The following is a 17,287-nucleotide window of genomic DNA, read 5'->3' as shown; positions in this document are numbered from 1 at the left end:
AAAATCTTATTCATTAACAACTCTTCCCTTAAAAACAAACTTAAATAACTTCACCACTAAAAGTACAGCAAAACCAACCAACAATCCTAAAATAAAATCTCTTAAAATTGATGGTAATGTTTCTAAAAAATGATGAAGCCATTCAATATTATGAACAAAAATACCACCTGCAACTAAAATTAATGCTATTATACCAATAACTGATAAACTTTTAATAACAACAGGTAATGCATTAATTAAAAAGTTACCAACAACCTTTGCAATGCTTTTGTCTTTACTACTAAGTTTAACCAATTTATAACCAAAATCATCCATCCTAACTATAAGTGCCACTATACCATAAACGCCAATAGTTGCAATAATAGCCACAATTGAAACGACTAATATTTGAAATAAAAGCGGTCTATCTAAAACCGTACCTAAAGCAATAATTACGATTTCCACAGATAAAATAAAATCGGTGAAAATGGCAGATTTAATCTTACTTTTCTCAACTTTTAAAACCTCATCTTCAGAAACAGTTTTCTGATCAACTTTAATTTTGGTGTGCTTATGCGGTACAAAAAACTCGTATATTTTTTCGGCGCCTTCAAACGCTAAATACACACCACCAAGTATTAAAGCTAATGTAACTGCCCATGGCGCAAAAGCGCTAAGTAAAAAAGCAATGGGTAAAATAATGAGTTTATTAAAAAAAGATCCTTTGGTAATTGCCCATAAAACAGGTAATTCCCGAGAGGAAACAAATCCTGTAGCTTTTTCAGCATTAACAGCTAAATCATCTCCCAAAATACCAGCAGTTTTTTTGGTGCTAATTTTACTCATTACCACTACGTCGTCCATTAAAGCTGCTATGTCGTCAAATAATGCAAAAAATCCTGATGCCATATTTTTATTTTGAGGTTAAATTGTCTAAAACAGACATAGTAATATAAAGTAAAATAATTATTGGAATAGCCGCAAATTGCAATACAATTAAAAACACTATGCAGAGTAATATAAAAATATAACGCGTTGCATTATTTTTAAAACTCCAATCTTTAAATTTTAAAGCGAATAATTTGATATTAGAATTTAATATCCAACAACTAAAAACCGTTAAGCCAATTAAAAACCATTTATTAAGAATAATGGAATTGATTACATCGTTGTTTTGAAACTCCATAATTAGCGGTAGTGATAATATAAGTAAAGCATTTGCAGGTGTTGGTAAGCCTTTAAAATAGCTTTGTTGCTCTATATCAATATTAAATTTTGCTAAACGGTAGGCTGATGCAAGGGTTATTGATAAACCTAATAAAGGTAAAACAAAGAAAAATTCAGGGTGTTCGAATTCAAAACCTATTGTTCTATTATATCCAATAGCATCTACAGTTTCTTGCCACGACGGACCAACCATCTGTAATAGCTTATACATCACAATTCCTGGAACCAATCCGCTAGTTACCATATCTGCTAACGAATCTAATTGTACACCCAATTCACTTTGTACATTTAACTTTCTTGCAGCAAATCCGTCAAAAAAATCAAAGAAAATACCAAGAAAAACAAATAAAGCAGCAGAAACAAAATTATTATTAACGGCAAAAATTACAGCAATACATCCACAAAATAAGTTTAATAGAGTTAATGCATTCGGAATATATCGCTTCATAAATTTAATTTTAGAGATGTAAAAATAACAAACTATTATTGTGAAAAACAACAATCAAACAATATCTATTATTATTTCAAGTTTATTAGATGATAAATTATATGCATCTTTCCTGTGTAAAGGTTAATTGTTTTAAATTTGTCGCAGGTAACCTCCTTATAAATTTTTCATATATTCTAAGAATATTACATCTGAAAAATTTATGTCGGTTTGTAAAAAAAATTGCATTTGAAAGCTAATATAACTACATTATTTTGTTTGTTATCAATGGTAGTATTTAGTCAAACTGCTAGAAAATATTCTAATGAGTTTATGAATATTGGTGTTGATGCTGCTGCTTTGGGTATGAGTAGTGCAGTTACAGCACATACCAACGATGTAAATTCTGGTTACTGGAACCCTGCTGGTATATTAAATCTTGAAGACAATCAACTTGCTTTAATGCACTCTAGTTACTTTGCCAATATAGCCAATTATGATTATGCTGCTTTTGCAATGCCACTTGACAATAGAAGTGCTATTGGCGTATCGTTAATTCGATTTGCTGTTGATGATATTTTAAATACCACCCAATTAATTGATGCACAGGGAAATATAAATTATGATAGAATTAGTTTGTTCTCTACAGCCGATTATGGACTTACTTTTTCTTATGCTAGAAAGCTACCTGTACAAGGACTAAATTACGGTGTAAATGCAAAAGTTATTAGACGAATAATTGGTGATTTTGCCTCATCTTGGGGTTTTGGATTTGATCTTGGTATTCAATTTGAAACTAAAAACAATTGGAAGTTTGGTGTAATGGCTCGAGATATTACAACAACTTTTAATGCTTGGGCTATTGATGAGGAAGCATTTGCCACAATACAAAATGCAGTTGCTGGACAAAATCAAGAGCTACCAGAAACTACGGAAATAACAATACCAAAACTACAAATAGGTATTTCTAAATTAGTTGACTTTAATGTTGACTACACCCTTTTAACGGCAGTAAATTTAAATGTTAGGTTTGAAGAAAATAATGATATAATTTCCTCATCTTTTGCTAGCATAAATCCAGCCTTAGGATTTGAGTTTGGGTATATCGATATGGTATATTTACGTGCCGGAATGGGTAATTTTCAAAACGAATTACAAATAGATAATACCGAACAATTAAGTTTTCAACCTAGTTTTGGAGTTGGTTTTAAATACAATGGTGTACAAATAGATTATGCTTTTACAGATATTGGCGACCAAAGTGTAGCGCTATATTCTAATGTGTTTTCTTTAAAGCTCGATTTAAGTATCTTTAGATAACCCTTAATAGACACTTACTTAGCAAATCTAAATGACATGAAATAATTACATTTTAAATGAAAAAAATAGTACCTCTTTTATTTCTCTTCTTAATCACAGAAGTTTTGTTTGCGCAACAAATCGAGTTATCAAACGAAGCAGAAATTAGCGTGCTAACTATTGGAGCAGGCACATCATTAAATGACGCCTTTGGACATAATGCTTTTAGAATTAAAGACCCTTCAAATAATTTAGACAAAACATTTGATTATGGCCGCTTTGATTTTGAAGCTCCTAATTTTTATTTAAACTTTGCTAGAGGCAAATTAAACTATTCATTAGGAACTAGCAACTACTATGATTTTTTAAGCTTTTACATAAGGCAAAATAGAGCAGTTAAAGAGCAAAGTTTAAACCTTACACAATCCGAAAAACAAAAACTTTATAATTTTTTAGTCAACAATTATAAACCCGAAAATAGGGATTATCTTTATGAATTCTTTTTTGATAATTGTGCCACAAAAATTAAAGATGTTACCAATATAGCTTTAAATAATACTATTACTTTTAATGAGCCAAAAGATTTTAAGCAGGAGACTTTTAGAACTTTAATTCATAATAACCTCAATAAAAACACTTGGGGAAGTTTGGGTATTGATGTGGCTTTAGGCTCAGTAATTGATAGAAAAGCGACACCTGAACAACATATGTTTTTACCTGAAAATATTTGTGTTTTCTTTGAAAATGCAACTATAAAAAACAACAGTAAACCGCTTGTAAAAAAGAGTAAAGTACTCTTTACCCAAAAGAATGCTTTTAAAGCAAGTAACTTTTTATCAAGTCCATTATTTATTTTTGGAGTAGCTGGTTTACTAATTCTTTTTATAACTTACAAAGACCATAAAAATAAAAAACAGAGCAAATGGTTAGATGTTTTTTTATTTGGCATTACAGGAATTATAGGCATGTTTATTTTATTGCTTTGGTTCGCAACAGACCACACAGGAACACACCAAAACTATAATTTGCTTTGGGCTTTTGCACTTAATATATTTATGATTCCGCTACTATTAAAAAAAACAACACACCAATGGTTTATTAAATATTTAAAGTTATTAGTAATTTTACTTTGTTTAATGAGCTTACATTGGCTAATTGGTGTGCAAGTATTTGCTATTGGATTAATTCCGTTATTAATAGCTTTATTTGTCAGATATATTTATTTGATAAAATTCTTTAACAAATAAGCTGTAAAACATTAAAATGCAGCTATTGTCCTCTAAAAAATATCATAGTACTTAATGTTTTCACAAGAATATTTATATCTAGAAAAAAACTTCGGTGCTTGATATAATACAAATCGTATTGTAGTTTAAGAAGGCTTTCCTCAACAGAGGAACCATATCTAGTTTTTACTTGTGCCCAACCTGTTAACCCTGGTTTTACAATATGTCGGGTTTCATAAAAAGGTAGCAATTGTGACAGTTCTCTAACAAAAAAAGGCCGTTCTGGTCTTGGGCCTATTAAACTCATATCTCCCATTAAAATATTCCAAAACTGTGGAATTTCATCTAATCTAGAATGTCTCAAAAATTTACCGAATTTGGTAATTCTTACATCGTTCTTTTTTGCCCAAACCGCTCCTTCTTTTTCAGCATTCTTGATCATGGTCCTGAATTTAATAATTCTAAAAAGGCTTCCATTTTTACCAATCCGTTCTTGGGTATAAAAAAGCGAACCCCTGTTGCCTAAAATATTTCCTAAAATTATCAATGGCAACAAAACTGCTCCTATTAAAATCCCTACCACAGAGATTAATACATCAAAAAACCTGCTAAAAAACAGATATAACTTATTTTGATTACTTCTACTAAACGGAAAATATTTGTAAAAATCCTTACCAACGTACTGAACGGGAATCCGTCTTGCTAAATCTTCATAAACCTGAGTATATTCCCGTATTGAAAAACCACCTTCTAAAAGCGTTATTAAATCTCTGTAAATGTTAGATGTTATGTTTTCTGAATTATAACTTGCTATTACAATTTCTGATATGTTTTCATCCTTAACAACCTGATAAATTTGCTTAGGACTATACTCAACTATGCCCTTAAACTTTACTTTATCGGTTTTATTTTTTTCGCAGTTAATAAATCCAATAATTTTATAGTTAGGATCAACTACTTTAAAAACATCGACAATAGATTGAATATTCGATGTCTCAGCTAAAACAAGTACTTTTTTATAAAATCTTGGAGACACTATAAAGTTTATATATGCTAACCTCCATAAAAAAAGAGCCAAAAGGATAGCAAAATAAAAGTATAAAATTTGCAACCGGTTATCGGGTAATATAGGTGTAAAAAAAGGAGTTAAAAAATAGAACAGCACCGTAAAAGAAACTGTAAGTACAATATTGGCCGCAACGATTTCTATTTTGCTGGATACCTGTAAATCATAAAGTTCGAATATAGTACCAAAAACAGAAATATAAAGCATTAAAACAAAAACCCAAGTCCAATTTTCTTTTGTTATTGTAAAATAATCAAAATCGAACGTATTACTAACAAAATATAATACTAACAATACCGAAACAATATCGAACAGCCTCAGCAGAACTTTACGTTCGGAAATATTAAAATGAATACCTTTTTTTGACATTTTAGAATGATAACTTAACAATATAAAGATAATAAGTTAATTTGGTTAAGCCATAAATTATTGCAATAGCTCTACCCATTTGTGCTTAATTGTTTGCCAATCAAACATTTCAGCTTTTTCTCGAGCATTTATAGCCAATGTATTTGCAAATTCTGGTTGTTTAATAATTTGCTTAATAGTAGTTACAAACAATTCTGTTTTATTAGGCTCAACTAAAATGCCGTCTTTATCATTTTCAATTAAAAAAGGCATGCCACCAATATTAGTAGAAACTACAGGTAAACCTAGTGCCATAGCCTCTATAACACTTACTGGCATATTGTCAAAATTGGTAGTATTTATAAAAAAATTATAGTTTTTAGATAAATCTATCCATTCTGTTTTAGATAATTTTCCTGTGAAAGTTACTTTTACTTTCAGCTTTTTAGCATAATTTTTTACTTCTTCTAAGCTACCATCATTATCTGGACCAACCATACATAGTTCTGCTTCAACATTCTCATCTTTTAAAGACTTTACAATTTTTACTGCTAATAATGGGTTATATATTTCTGAAAAAGAACGTACCCATAATAGCTTTACTTTATTAAAATTCCGTTTCTCAAATGAATAATTCTCTATTTTAATTGAATTAGGAATACAAATTAAATTTGAGTATCCTAAAGCTTCAAAATTTGATTGTGTATATTTAGATGGAGCTACATTCTTAAAGGCATGATTAAATATTGCGTTTGACAATTTTGGATTTGATTTTAACCTATTTGGCAAATTGCCACCTCTTAAAATTGGAATATATTTTAACTTTAAAAACCTACATAATTGACTAACAAACAAAGCATAATAAAAATTAGAAGTGCTATAAGTATCAATTAACACAAAGTCTGTTGCTTTACGATATCTAAAAACATGTTGCAACATATCAACCATTCTAAAAAACTTGTTTGTTTTGCTTGAAGCCGTTTTTACAATAAACCCTTCAGCTGCAAGAAACCTCCCTAAAGTTTCAATAGAGGTTACTGTTTTACCTTTATTTGATAATTTGTTTCCTATGTATAGCAGGTTTTTCATATTGTATATTTAACAAGCATAATCCGTAAATAAAAGCTGGGGCTGCAATACGCATTGACGAATGATTTATGGTTAAAAACCAAAATAAGTAAAAGGAATAAAAATAAATATTGTTTTTATTCCTTATCCTTAAAAACAAGGGTGTTAAAAGCAAAATAGAAAATGCGACAAGACCAAAAGCACCATGCTCCCCAACTATTCTACTCATTTCGTTGTGGGAAGCTGCTTTTACACCTTCTTTTTCAAACCTTAACTCTTTTAATTTACCAACACCTACTCCTAAAAAAGGGCTATCTAAAAATGCATTTAATTCATTAGCTAGTAAATCTGTTCTACCAGTTGTTATATCTTCCTTTTCTCTTCCTAAAGCATCTTGATTACTATATCTTTTATCTATTAAGCCTTCTGTATTTAACGAACTTACCAACCATGTAAATAAAATACAAACACCAAATACTAACCCTGAGTATAATATTCTGGTTTTTGTTTTTGAAGTTGATTTATAATAAAAAATAGCTATAAAAGCTACTATAACTACTACAGCAACAAATACACCTCCCCTACTAAAAGTTACAATAGCTCGATAAGTCATTAAGGCTAGTATACAAATATTAATAATCTTTAAAAGCAAGTTTTTAGACTGCAAAAATAATCTTGCAGCCAATAAAAATGACCCTAGACCTAAAACAGTAGCTACTTGGTTAGGTCCAAATCCTCCTGAGGCAGCAAAATTTGACCCCGTACCAGATAAAATACTTTTAATACTAGGCGTGTATAAAAACAAATAAGTGGTGGTGGCAATTAATGGTAATATGGTAGCTAGTAAAATATTTTGTAAATCTTTAATGTTTATTTTTCTACCATAACAATATATAGCTGCAATGCCTAAGCAAAATGGGCCACTTAAATTAAATGCTACTGCTTTTCTAATATTAGTATCATAGTTTAAAGTACTTGCAGCAATCACTATTCCTGGAATTAAAATTAATAGATAAATAATGTATGGAAACGATTTTTTACTAACCCCTTCGCTTAATATCATACCTATAAATAAAAACAAAATAACAAAGTATTTTGATGCTTCGTACAAAAAATTACCATCTGTCATCCTTAAAAACACCTCAGAACCTACTACATAAGCGCACGATACCAAAACATATACTTCTCTTTTTTTTGCTGTTGCTAAAAAAATATAATAAAGGCTTAGCAATAAAATACCTACAAAATACAATTTAGAAAATGGTTTAAACATATAAACCACAAATCCAATACAGGCATGTAATATTATTAAGTTTATATAATTATAACTTTTCACTGTTTTAACTTGAGTAAATTTCTATTAATTGTTTTTTTATTGACTGATGACTAAAATTATTTGTAACATTTTCAAATAAAGTCTCACCACAACTTGTTCTTAAATCTTTATTATTTATATAGTTTAACATAGCTTCACCAAACGCCGTATAGTTTCCTGATTCTACTAAAACACCTTCAGAAATTTTTGTCACCACCTTATTACAATCTCCCACGTTTGTAGCAACAACGGGCAATTTAGCTAAACCATATTCTAACAAAGCTAAAGGTAAACCTTCCGATTTTGATGACAAAACTCCCATATCGCTTTGACTCAAAATATTTTGAACATCACTTCTACTCCCATAAATAAAAACATTATTATGTAATTTTAAAGCACCTATTTTTTCTTTTAATGTTGAAGAATAACTATCTGCTTTATCTTCACCAACTATATGCAACGTCCATTCTTTATCATATTCATAAACTCCTCTAAAAGCATCAAGTAACATCAAATGGTTTTTTTGCTGTCTTAAATTTGCCAGACAAACAATGCGTTTTCCTTTTTGTCCTTTTAAAACTGTTTCTTTAACTTCATTAGTGCTTATAGTAACGAAATTATTTAAAACTGAAACCTTTTTGCATTTCAAATTGTTTTCAGACCAGGTTTTAAGCACATCATTCACACTTACAATGGTATTAAATTTGTAAGAGCAAAGCTTTAAAATTTTAAATTTCCTATATTTTAAAAACTCACTATTGCCATAGTGATCGTGCCATATTAATTTAATTTTTCTATTAAAAAACTTTATTAAAGTGGCTATAAAAAACGATGTAGCATGCGCATGAACAATTTCAATATTATGCTTTTTTACATAGTTATTTAGTCGTTTAATCGATTTAAAATCTAGAGTCTTTTTTTTATTTAAAAACAAATAATCAACGTTATTATTCATAGCTTTTTTTAGCAAACCCTCAGTCCTTGTTACACAAATAAAAGATAAATGCTCTTGAGATAACATATTGGCATAATTTATAGCCATACGTTCAGCTCCACCAGCGTCTAAAGAATCTATCAATTGTAATATTCGCATTATTTATTCAATAATTTAATGACCTCGGTTTCAAAAACATCTAATGTATAATTTTGAGACCAATTACTAGCCAATTTAGACATTCCTTTTAAATTACTAGTTTTTAAATTTTTAAGAATAGTTAAAGTGGCTGCATCACAATTGGGTTCAATCAAAATACCTCGATTTCCATAATCTAACATAAAAGGAATACACGATATTTTTGTAGCTATAGGAATTGTACCAAAAAACATAGCTTCTGCAATGGCTTTTGGCCAACCTTCAGATTTTGATGGTAGAATTAAAAAATGAGCCTTTTTCAGTGCTTTTTTAATCACTTCTTTTTTCTGATTTCCTTTTAAGGTAATTACATCATCTAATTTATTTATTGTTATATAGTCTTGCAATTTCTCTTTTAAAACACCATCACCAAATAATTCAAATGAAACATTTTTTCCTTCTTTTTTTAACAACTCAATAATTTTAATAGCCAATAAAGGTCTTTTTCCTTTAACTAAACTACCTACAAAAATAAAGTTTAGCTTGTTATAATAATCTCGTTCTAGAGGTTTTTCAATTTCAGAGTCATAATAACTTGCTGTAAAAAACGACTTAATATTTTTTGTTTGATTTTTCCAATTCCCATAAACCAACACTTGCATGTTTTTGGTAAAAAATGTATTACTTAAAATCCATTTTTGGAATCTATAGCTTAATGGTTGTTTACTATCGGGATTCCAATTACCTGCATACTTAGCTGTTTTTATTTTCTTTGGAAAAAAAATTTGCACTAAGCATCCTAACAAACCGATGTTTCCTGGACAGCGTAAATGAATATGATCGGCATTTTCACAAGCCTTAAAAATTTTAAATAGAATTTTTGGAATTAGAATTAATGACTTTAATGTATTTTTTATTGAAGTAAATGATATTGTAGGTATGTGATTAAAATAAATATTATCATGCCTGTATGCCAGATTAATTTCAGATACATTTTCCAGAGTTTTTGGAGCAATTATCTCTACTTTATTTACATGCTTTAACCATATATTCATTTCTCGCACATAAGGTGCATAAGCGTATAGCAAATTGCCTTGCTCCTTATGAATAGTATGAGAAATGATTAAAAACCTCATCTGCTAACTTTTGGTTTATTAAAAATTAACGACCACCAGCCTACTACTCTACCCAAACTTTCGGTTAAAGCTTCTTTACTTTTGTTTGTATTTATTATGTTTGTAAGCCTTATTAAGGTTAGCAAAAATGATGTAGCATTCCATTTTATTCTAGCTTTTAAATTAGGCTTTGGATATTTTACACGCCAAACATACCATCCATTTCTTATAACCATTTTACCGTATTTATATTTATTTGGTCTACCAGAAGCATCGTGATAATGATTCAATTTTGCTGCTGTATTTATATAATTTACACCAAATTTTAGAGCTCGTAAACTAAAATCGGCATCTTCGTATAAACCATAACCTTCAAAATACGTTGAAAATTTTATATGATTAAAAACTTCTTTTCTAAAACTAAAAGACATACCAATTAATAAATCTACTTGATATTCTTTATTGTTAAGTGGATAACTATACGTTCTTCCATGTGAAAAATCAGGCATTACTCCTGGCCTTAAAGGCGATTGTAAACCTAATTTATTTCTTATTACATTTCTTGAGCTTTCCTTAATGGCATATCCATCTAAGAGATAATGTGTTTTTAAATCTATTGATTTATTATTATCTATCTTTTTCCATCTATTTTCGTTTACAGCTACACCACCAACACCAATACATTTTGGATTATTATTAAACGTTCGTAAAACGGCTTTAAAATAATGTTCATTTAACACGGTATCATCATCTAAAAAACAAACAATTTCTGATGTTTTACTCACTAAACTTACGCCGTAATTACGCTGTTTTGTTAAGCCTCTATGTGCTTTTTCAACTTTAAAATATTTTAAGTTATTGAATGTGTGTTTTTCAAATAATTGTTTTGTTTTGCCATCAAAAGATCCATCGATAATTAAAATTTCGTTTGGGTAAAGCGTTTGCTTGTTTACTGAATTCAACAAATTTAACAACGCCTTCGAACGCATGTAAGTACAGACTATTAATGTGAAGTTAGTTTTACTCATTTGCTATTGTTTTCATTAACAAAATCGTCGTGTACTTCTTTAAAAAAAGTATGTCTTCTCAAATAATTATTCCATAAATCTCTATTGCTTTTTTGAAGCTCAACAAATTCGTCATCAGATAAATTATTATGAAAATCAATTATTTTACTTGTCATTAATTTAGCATCTGCTTCATCAATAATTACGCAATGTTTACACCATTCAATTTTATCATTTAAAGGCAACAAACAATCAGTGTTTAATAAAATAGGAATTCTCCCAACCGCTAAGGTTTCATAAAATCTTACCGAAAAATTACCACCTCCCCTAATACAAAATGTGTAGGCATTATTAAAGATGTTATTATAAAATTCTTTAGTCGTTTTTTCATTTTCGGCTTCAGTTTTAGCACCTGCTCTGTATCTGTTTCTTAAAACAAAATTTGTATTAAATGCTTCTGTTAATTTTAACTGAGTTAAAAATTGTACTCTTTTTATACTAGATGGATAAAATGATTGCGCATCTGCAATTAATAAATTTAGCTTTCTTTTTATTTCAACTTTTATATGACTTAATAACTCCTTTAAATATTTTAATATGCCCGATTGTGCATGACCTACAAACCCTATACTTGGTTTGTTTTCTTTTTGCAAAACTGAAAAACTTTGTGGCAATTTAGAATCATAAGGATCGTCTATAAATGAAGACATTATGTATGTTGAATCATTTAATTTAGACTTAAAACCACCAAACCTAAAGGTGTAACTATTTTCAATATAGTTCGTAAATCCGTAATCTCCAGCAGAATAAATCCATATTGGTTTTTTATATGTTTTTGCTAACTTTTGAAGTTTTAATAATTCCTTTTTATGTTTTAAAAATGAAACATAATTAATTGGAAAAACAACAATATCGGCTTCTTTTATATTCGTTACAATTTTATAAAAGCGCTGCAAAACATCACTTTTAACAAAATACAAATCAAATAGCAAAGGAAAAACACGTTTACGGTTTTCCTCTGTTAAAAAGCCTGTATTTGTATAGAGTTTAAGCATTATCATCTAACTTATTTGCCCAAGTTAAACTTACTTGCCAGCGCTTTTTCATCTCACTAATATAGCGGAATGGATTTTTAATAGGCTGATTTTTATAAAATCTTATAAATAATAGCAATTTATAACATTGTAACTGTTGTTTTGTAAAATTTTTAAGATAAAGTAACATTAAAGTTGGCGAAGGTTTTGGTGGTGTTTCTTCATTACCCCAAGGATGCACAAAGTTGGTTCTGAAACCGCCAAATGGCGCTTTTAAATGCTTAATTTTTATATTAGGATAAAATATAATGTCTTCGCCTAAATGCCTTAATTGCATACCAAACTCATGATCTTCTCCATAATTATGTTCAAAATTTAAATTAAACTTTACTTTTTTAGTTAATTCAGATTTTAAAAAACTATTCCCTCCTGCAAAAATGGAAGTTTGGGTTGTTTTAAAATAAGTTTGTTTTTCATCTGGTTTTAAATAAACCGAAGTCCCTACGTTAGCACCTGTTTTTTCTGTTTCTATAAAAAAACACTCAATTAAATTTGGCTCAAACCTATTATCGTCATCGCCTAAAAGTGTCCATTCGCTTTCAACCAAATTAAGGGCAATATTTCTTGCGTTACAAACACCTGTTTGGTGTATAAACTTATGTTTAATATTAAACGACCATTTTTCATTTTTTATATAATCTAATTCAGAAACTGAATCTTCTATTGGATTTTGTTCAACAATAATCACATTTTTTGGCAATAGGGTTTGCACAGATAAATCTTTTAAAACATCATACAAATAATTTTTCCTCCCAATAGTTGGTATTACAACGTCTACTTCTTTTTTATTAATAATTTTTCTTGAAGATTGTAATGGAATATTAGTAAAATCGAAATCGTATTTATTTTTTCTATAAAACAAACTTCTTAAAAGTGGAAAAAGTGGAAATTTCTTTTCATAAATTATATAAGATAAAAACAAGATATAAATCCAACGCCATTTATATTGTTGTTTTACAAATTGAAATAATGTGAATGTTGACGCTTGTTTTATCTCATTTATAGCATTTGGTTTATCTAGCAATAAATTAGGATTTGAATAACAAAACAAACCTTGCTGCATTGCTGTTTTTGCTACCGAATTTAAAAAATAATTAAAGTTAGAATGCCTTTTTAAATTGTATAATATAGTATTTAAAACTTCTGCATAAATGCCTCCAACATCACTACTCATTAACCATGTTGCATAACTTATTTTTTTATTTATTTTGATGTAAATCGATAAATCGACATACCCAATTTGATTAGGAAGGTAATTATTTTCGGCAACATTAAAAGAAGCTAATACGCGTTTATGATGAAACACATTAGGTAATTCTTTTATATTTAAGTAATCGAAGTAATTATTATGACACCAAATTATTAACTCATCAGGATGTGTTTTTGCTAAATAAAATAATGTTTTAGCTATAGATTTTTCTTTATTAAAAACGACTTCTTTTTTCTCATTATTAAGAATTTTTAAAACCCTGTTATTTTGGTGTATAAGATAAATCATGTAATAATGCTTTTATAATATGCTATATTTATATCAACATTTTTATCAATATCAAAAAGGGTTTCTACTTTTTTTCTAGCAGCCTTTCCTATTTCTAAACACAATGCTTCATCATTAAATAACGCTATAATACGAGCGGCATATTCATCTATTTTTGACGGATGCACCAAAAAACCATTTACACCATCGTCTATTAACTCTTGTGCCCATCCAATACTTGTATTTACAACTGGTTTTTGTAAAGCCATCGATTCGATAGTTACCATTCCTAAAGTTTCTGCAAACGATGGAAATACACAAACATGAGCCTTTTTAATATGCACCTTTACATCTTTGTATGGTATTTTTCCTAAATAATTTGACTGTTTTTTTGCTTTTTCTGAAAACAGATTCTGCATCAAACTATATGTTGATTTACTTCCTGTTTTAATATCTGAAGCATCGCTACCAATTAAAATTAATTGCGCATTAGGGTTAGCCTCTACAATCTTATTAAATATTTGTGCAAGTTCTAAAACCCCTTTTTTTCTGATGATTGTACCAATGTACAAAATGGTATGTCTATTATAATCATCTGGTGTTACGTTTATAAAATTTTCTAACTGTAGTCCGTAATGTATTGTTTTTATCTTCTTTTTATCTAAACTAAAAATTTTTCTGGTTTCAACACCTGCATAAGTAGTTGGTGCTATAAAAGCTGTTGCCTTTTTTAATGCTAGCTTTTCAAACATAAAATTCTTAAACTTTTGTTTTCTGTTTTCCAGTTTACAAAAGTAAGCATCGCTACCATGAAGCCTTATTACTAATGGCACTTTAAAATGCATAAAGGCGGTAACGCCTGTCCAATCTGGGGCTTCTAAAACATCTATTTTTTTTTCGCAAACTACCTTATTAACATAGTTTTGAATATGTTTTCTGTGAAAATACCAAGTAAAAAATTTATAGCGTTTTGTTTTTAAAAGATAAATTTCTACACCTTCACTATAAACAATATTATTTTTATTTTGATGATAAACAAATACAGTAACATCAATACCTCTTTTAACTAACGCTACTGAAAGATTATGGATACTCGTTCCTATTCCAGCAGCATGCTTTACTTTTGGGTGTGGGTATTCGGAGGTTATAAAACCTATTTTCATATTAATAACTAGATTTAATAAAAAAGGTTAATAAAAAATTAAATACACTAATTATTAGTAATGAAGAGTAAACTACACTTCTAAAAATCTTTTCTAGATTAGATGTTTTAAAAAAATGAAGACCATACAAAAGTCCCAAACTTAATAAAATTCCGTAACCAGTAAACCATCTATATTCTATAAGAGTAAAGCATACCAATGAAATTATCAAAATGACAACGAAAAACATATAAATTGGTAGTTTACTTTTAATTAATATTGGTTGTTTAAAAAGACACAAAATTGGTATAACTAATAAAAATGCATAATACCTAAAATATTTAGCCGAAGCATAAGTAACATTATAAACAACCATTTGAAAATATAGCAGAGGATCTTTTTTTAAAAATTCAATTTGATTTTTAGGAAGACTTTCTGAGCCATTTTCATTTAAATAATTACGAACATAAGCAAATGTTGTTTTTCTAAAAATAGAATTTTTATGAATAGGAATTTCTCCAGACTGCATCCGTTTTATTCCTAAATAATTACGTTGAGTCCAGTTTAAATTTTTATTAAAATTCTTACTATAAAAACCTAATTTGTTGTTTTCTTTTATTGCTGGGTAATGAAATATAAGCATTAAAAAAATTAAAGGAGCAAGAAACAATAAGTAACACCTGGCAATGTATTTATAATTGTTATTTGATATTAAACCTTTAACAAATATACTTACAAAAATTAATACTATTAAAATAAGAGACGTTGGTCTTATAAGAGTACATAATGCTGCAAAAACACCAATAATAAAATACTTATATGGAATAGTTTTTTCTTTAAAAATGAAGAATACATAAAATATTGCTAACAAAAAAACAGCTTGAAACATATCATTAGATGCTTTTTGGTAAGCATTTAATTCTAAAACATTAAAAGCATAAATTGCTACGATAACATATATATATTTAGATTGTATTTTTTTATTAATCTTAAACAAAATAGCAACGCCTAAACCCACAACCAATAATACTGAAATAAAATTGGTGCAAAAAAATGACAAACTTACATTATGTGTTATACTATAAAAAAAACTTATTACCACATTATACAATAAACTTGAACCTTGACTTACAACTGTATAAAAATCATGCTCTAAATAAAACTTAAAACTTCTAAAATAACGGTCAGGATCTCCAACTGCATTTGGGTTGAAATTTTTATTAGAATAAATTAAACGAACAACCCAAGAAACAATGAAAACAATAAACATTGAGTTTGCATATCTTTCATTCATACTTAACCTAATTGAGTTTTAAATTCTAAAATAGCCTTAACAACCTTTTTCTCATTTAACTCATAAAACATAGGCAAACGCAATAATCGTTTTGTAAATTCATCACTATTTGGTAATGCTCTACCATCGTGTTTTGATTTATAATAATCACTATTATGAAGACTTAAGTAATGAAAAACAGCGTGTATTTCTCTGGTTTTCAAATGATTTATTAGAGCAGAACGTTGCGCTTCAGACTTGCAGATTAAATAAAACATGTGTGCATTATTGGCTTCTTTTTCAGGCAATGGCATTATTTTAATATGATTGTTTTTTGCCCATTCACCCAAATTATTATAATAAAAAAACCAATGTTCTAATCTTTTATTTTGAATATCCAGAATATTTTCAATTTGCGCCCAAAGGAATGCCGCAATAATTTCTGATGGCAAAAATGATGAACCCGTATCTACCCAACCATATTTATTAACTTCTCCTCTAAAAAACTCTGCTCTATTCGTGCCTTTTTCCCAAATAATTTCAGCTCTATCAATAAATCGCTCGTCATTTATTGCTAACAAACCGCCTTCTCCAGAAATAATATTTTTTGTTTCATGAAATGAAAACGTCGCTAAATGACCAATAGAACCCAAGTATTTTTCTTTATATTTAGAGCAAATGGCTTGCGCAGCATCTTCTATAATCAACACATTGTGCTTGGTAGCAATTGCCATAATAGCATCCATGTCGCAAGCTAATCCTGCATAATGTACAACAACAATGGCTTTTGTTTTTGATGTAATTAATCCTTCAATTTTAGTGGTATCAATATTTGGATTATCAGAATAAGAATCAGCAAAAACAATATTTGCTCCTTGGCGAACAAAAGCTAAGGCTGTTGATACAAAAGTAAAACTTGGAATAATGACTTCGTCGCCAGCTTTAATATTTGCCAATATAGCACACATTTCTAAAGCATCTGTGCAGGATGTTGTTAGTAATGCCTTTTTAAATCCAAAATTACTTTGAAAATAGTTTTGGCACTTTTTTGTATAATAACCGTTACCTGCTATATGCCCACGTTTTACGGCATCTTCGATATAAAGGGTTTCTTTTCCCGTAAGGTATGGTTTATTAAATGGAATCATATAG

15 protein-coding genes are annotated in these 17,287 nt (G+C 28.8%); 2 read left to right on the top strand and 13 right to left on the bottom strand.

Annotated elements, in window-relative coordinates:
* Window positions 1–6: 6 nt before the first annotated feature.
* Window positions 7–888, bottom strand: coding sequence for a DUF808 domain-containing protein (locus tag L3X37_RS11485; protein ID WP_237240317.1), 882 nt, complete (start codon window positions 886–888; stop codon window positions 7–9).
* Window positions 889–892: 4 nt separating this feature from the next.
* A complete protein-coding gene (locus L3X37_RS11480) occupies window positions 893–1,654 on the bottom strand; it encodes a CDP-alcohol phosphatidyltransferase family protein (RefSeq protein WP_237240316.1) in 762 nt (253 codons plus the stop codon).
* Between the two features lie 228 nt (window positions 1,655–1,882).
* Between L3X37_RS11480 and L3X37_RS11475 the strand changes: the two genes are divergently transcribed.
* Entirely contained in the window at window positions 1,883–2,953 is a 1,071-nt protein-coding gene (locus tag L3X37_RS11475) for a putative type IX sorting system protein PorV2 (RefSeq protein ID WP_500814676.1), read from the top strand.
* 56 nt (window positions 2,954–3,009) lie between these two features.
* A complete protein-coding gene (locus L3X37_RS11470; RefSeq protein ID WP_237240315.1) occupies window positions 3,010–4,179 on the top strand; it encodes a lipoprotein N-acyltransferase Lnb domain-containing protein in 1,170 nt (389 codons plus the stop codon).
* Window positions 4,180–4,201: 22 nt separating this feature from the next.
* Here L3X37_RS11470 and L3X37_RS11465 read toward each other — a convergent pair whose 3' ends face one another.
* Genes L3X37_RS11465 through rffA form a run of 11 tightly spaced genes read right to left on the bottom strand, consistent with a single transcriptional unit; the run spans window position 4,202 to window position 17,283 of the window.
* The gene (locus L3X37_RS11465) at window positions 4,202–5,593 is read right to left on the bottom strand and encodes a sugar transferase (protein ID WP_237240314.1); all 1,392 of its coding nucleotides are present in this window, start codon (window positions 5,591–5,593) and stop codon (window positions 4,202–4,204) included.
* A gap of 57 nt (window positions 5,594–5,650) precedes the next feature.
* Entirely contained in the window at window positions 5,651–6,661 is a 1,011-nt protein-coding gene (locus tag L3X37_RS11460) for a glycosyltransferase family 4 protein (RefSeq protein WP_237240313.1), read from the bottom strand.
* Window positions 6,621–7,976 (bottom strand): O-antigen ligase family protein, encoded by a 1,356-nt coding sequence (locus tag L3X37_RS11455; RefSeq protein ID WP_237240312.1) that lies wholly within the window; start codon window positions 7,974–7,976, stop codon window positions 6,621–6,623. The genes L3X37_RS11460 and L3X37_RS11455 overlap by 41 nt, the downstream gene beginning before the upstream one ends.
* A gap of 4 nt (window positions 7,977–7,980) precedes the next feature.
* Window positions 7,981–9,048, bottom strand: coding sequence for a glycosyltransferase (locus L3X37_RS11450; protein WP_237240311.1), 1,068 nt, complete (start codon window positions 9,046–9,048; stop codon window positions 7,981–7,983).
* Complete coding sequence (locus tag L3X37_RS11445) at window positions 9,048–10,163, bottom strand: glycosyltransferase (RefSeq protein ID WP_237240310.1); 1,116 nt, start codon at window positions 10,161–10,163, stop codon at window positions 9,048–9,050. Before L3X37_RS11445 ends, L3X37_RS11450 begins: the two co-directional genes overlap by 1 nt.
* Entirely contained in the window at window positions 10,160–11,170 is a 1,011-nt protein-coding gene (locus tag L3X37_RS11440; RefSeq protein WP_237240309.1) for a glycosyltransferase family 2 protein, read from the bottom strand. The genes L3X37_RS11445 and L3X37_RS11440 overlap by 4 nt, the downstream gene beginning before the upstream one ends.
* The gene (locus tag L3X37_RS11435) at window positions 11,167–12,204 is read right to left on the bottom strand and encodes an exostosin domain-containing protein (protein WP_237240308.1); all 1,038 of its coding nucleotides are present in this window, start codon (window positions 12,202–12,204) and stop codon (window positions 11,167–11,169) included. The genes L3X37_RS11440 and L3X37_RS11435 overlap by 4 nt, the downstream gene beginning before the upstream one ends.
* Entirely contained in the window at window positions 12,197–13,741 is a 1,545-nt protein-coding gene (locus L3X37_RS11430) for a glycosyltransferase family 2 protein (protein ID WP_237240307.1), read from the bottom strand. Before L3X37_RS11430 ends, L3X37_RS11435 begins: the two co-directional genes overlap by 8 nt.
* Window positions 13,738–14,883, bottom strand: a complete 1,146-nt coding sequence (locus L3X37_RS11425; protein ID WP_237240306.1) for a glycosyltransferase family 4 protein — start codon at window positions 14,881–14,883, stop codon at window positions 13,738–13,740. Before L3X37_RS11425 ends, L3X37_RS11430 begins: the two co-directional genes overlap by 4 nt.
* 1 nt (window position 14,884) lies before the next feature.
* Window positions 14,885–16,156 (bottom strand): hypothetical protein, encoded by a 1,272-nt coding sequence (locus tag L3X37_RS11420; protein ID WP_237240305.1) that lies wholly within the window; start codon window positions 16,154–16,156, stop codon window positions 14,885–14,887.
* 2 nt (window positions 16,157–16,158) lie between these two features.
* Window positions 16,159–17,283 carry a dTDP-4-amino-4,6-dideoxygalactose transaminase gene (gene rffA / locus L3X37_RS11415; protein ID WP_237240304.1) on the bottom strand — a complete coding sequence of 375 codons (1,125 nt, stop codon included), beginning with the start codon at window positions 17,281–17,283 and terminating at the stop codon, window positions 16,159–16,161.
* Between the last annotated feature and the right edge of the window lie 4 nt (window positions 17,284–17,287).

Origin of the sequence: Wocania arenilitoris (assembly GCF_021728535.1) — a bacterium.
Taxonomy (GTDB): Bacteria; Bacteroidota; Bacteroidia; order Flavobacteriales; family Flavobacteriaceae; genus Wocania_A; species Wocania_A arenilitoris.
This window is presented reverse-complemented; position numbering and strand designations above follow the sequence as displayed.

Bases quoted from the DNA above. Each gene is read 5' to 3' on its own strand.
- L3X37_RS11450 (WP_237240311.1), bottom strand. From the start codon at position 9,048: ATGCGAATATTACAATTGATAGATTCTTTAGACGCTGGTGGAGCTGAA.
- L3X37_RS11485 (WP_237240317.1), bottom strand. From the start codon at position 888: ATGGCATCAGGATTTTTTGCATTATTTGACGACATAGCAGCTTTAATG.
- L3X37_RS11480 (WP_237240316.1), bottom strand. From the start codon at position 1,654: ATGAAGCGATATATTCCGAATGCATTAACTCTATTAAACTTATTTTGT.
- L3X37_RS11445 (WP_237240310.1), bottom strand. From the start codon at position 10,163: ATGAGGTTTTTAATCATTTCTCATACTATTCATAAGGAGCAAGGCAAT.
- L3X37_RS11430 (WP_237240307.1), bottom strand. From the start codon at position 13,741: ATGATTTATCTTATACACCAAAATAACAGGGTTTTAAAAATTCTTAAT.
- rffA (WP_237240304.1), bottom strand. From the start codon at position 17,283: ATGATTCCATTTAATAAACCATACCTTACGGGAAAAGAAACCCTTTAT.
- L3X37_RS11460 (WP_237240313.1), bottom strand. From the start codon at position 6,661: ATGAAAAACCTGCTATACATAGGAAACAAATTATCAAATAAAGGTAAA.
- L3X37_RS11465 (WP_237240314.1), bottom strand. From the start codon at position 5,593: ATGTCAAAAAAAGGTATTCATTTTAATATTTCCGAACGTAAAGTTCTG.
- L3X37_RS11425 (WP_237240306.1), bottom strand. From the start codon at position 14,883: ATGAAAATAGGTTTTATAACCTCCGAATACCCACACCCAAAAGTAAAG.
- L3X37_RS11420 (WP_237240305.1), bottom strand. From the start codon at position 16,156: ATGAATGAAAGATATGCAAACTCAATGTTTATTGTTTTCATTGTTTCT.
- L3X37_RS11440 (WP_237240309.1), bottom strand. From the start codon at position 11,170: ATGAGTAAAACTAACTTCACATTAATAGTCTGTACTTACATGCGTTCG.
- L3X37_RS11470 (WP_237240315.1), top strand. From the start codon at position 3,010: ATGAAAAAAATAGTACCTCTTTTATTTCTCTTCTTAATCACAGAAGTT.
- L3X37_RS11435 (WP_237240308.1), bottom strand. From the start codon at position 12,204: ATGCTTAAACTCTATACAAATACAGGCTTTTTAACAGAGGAAAACCGT.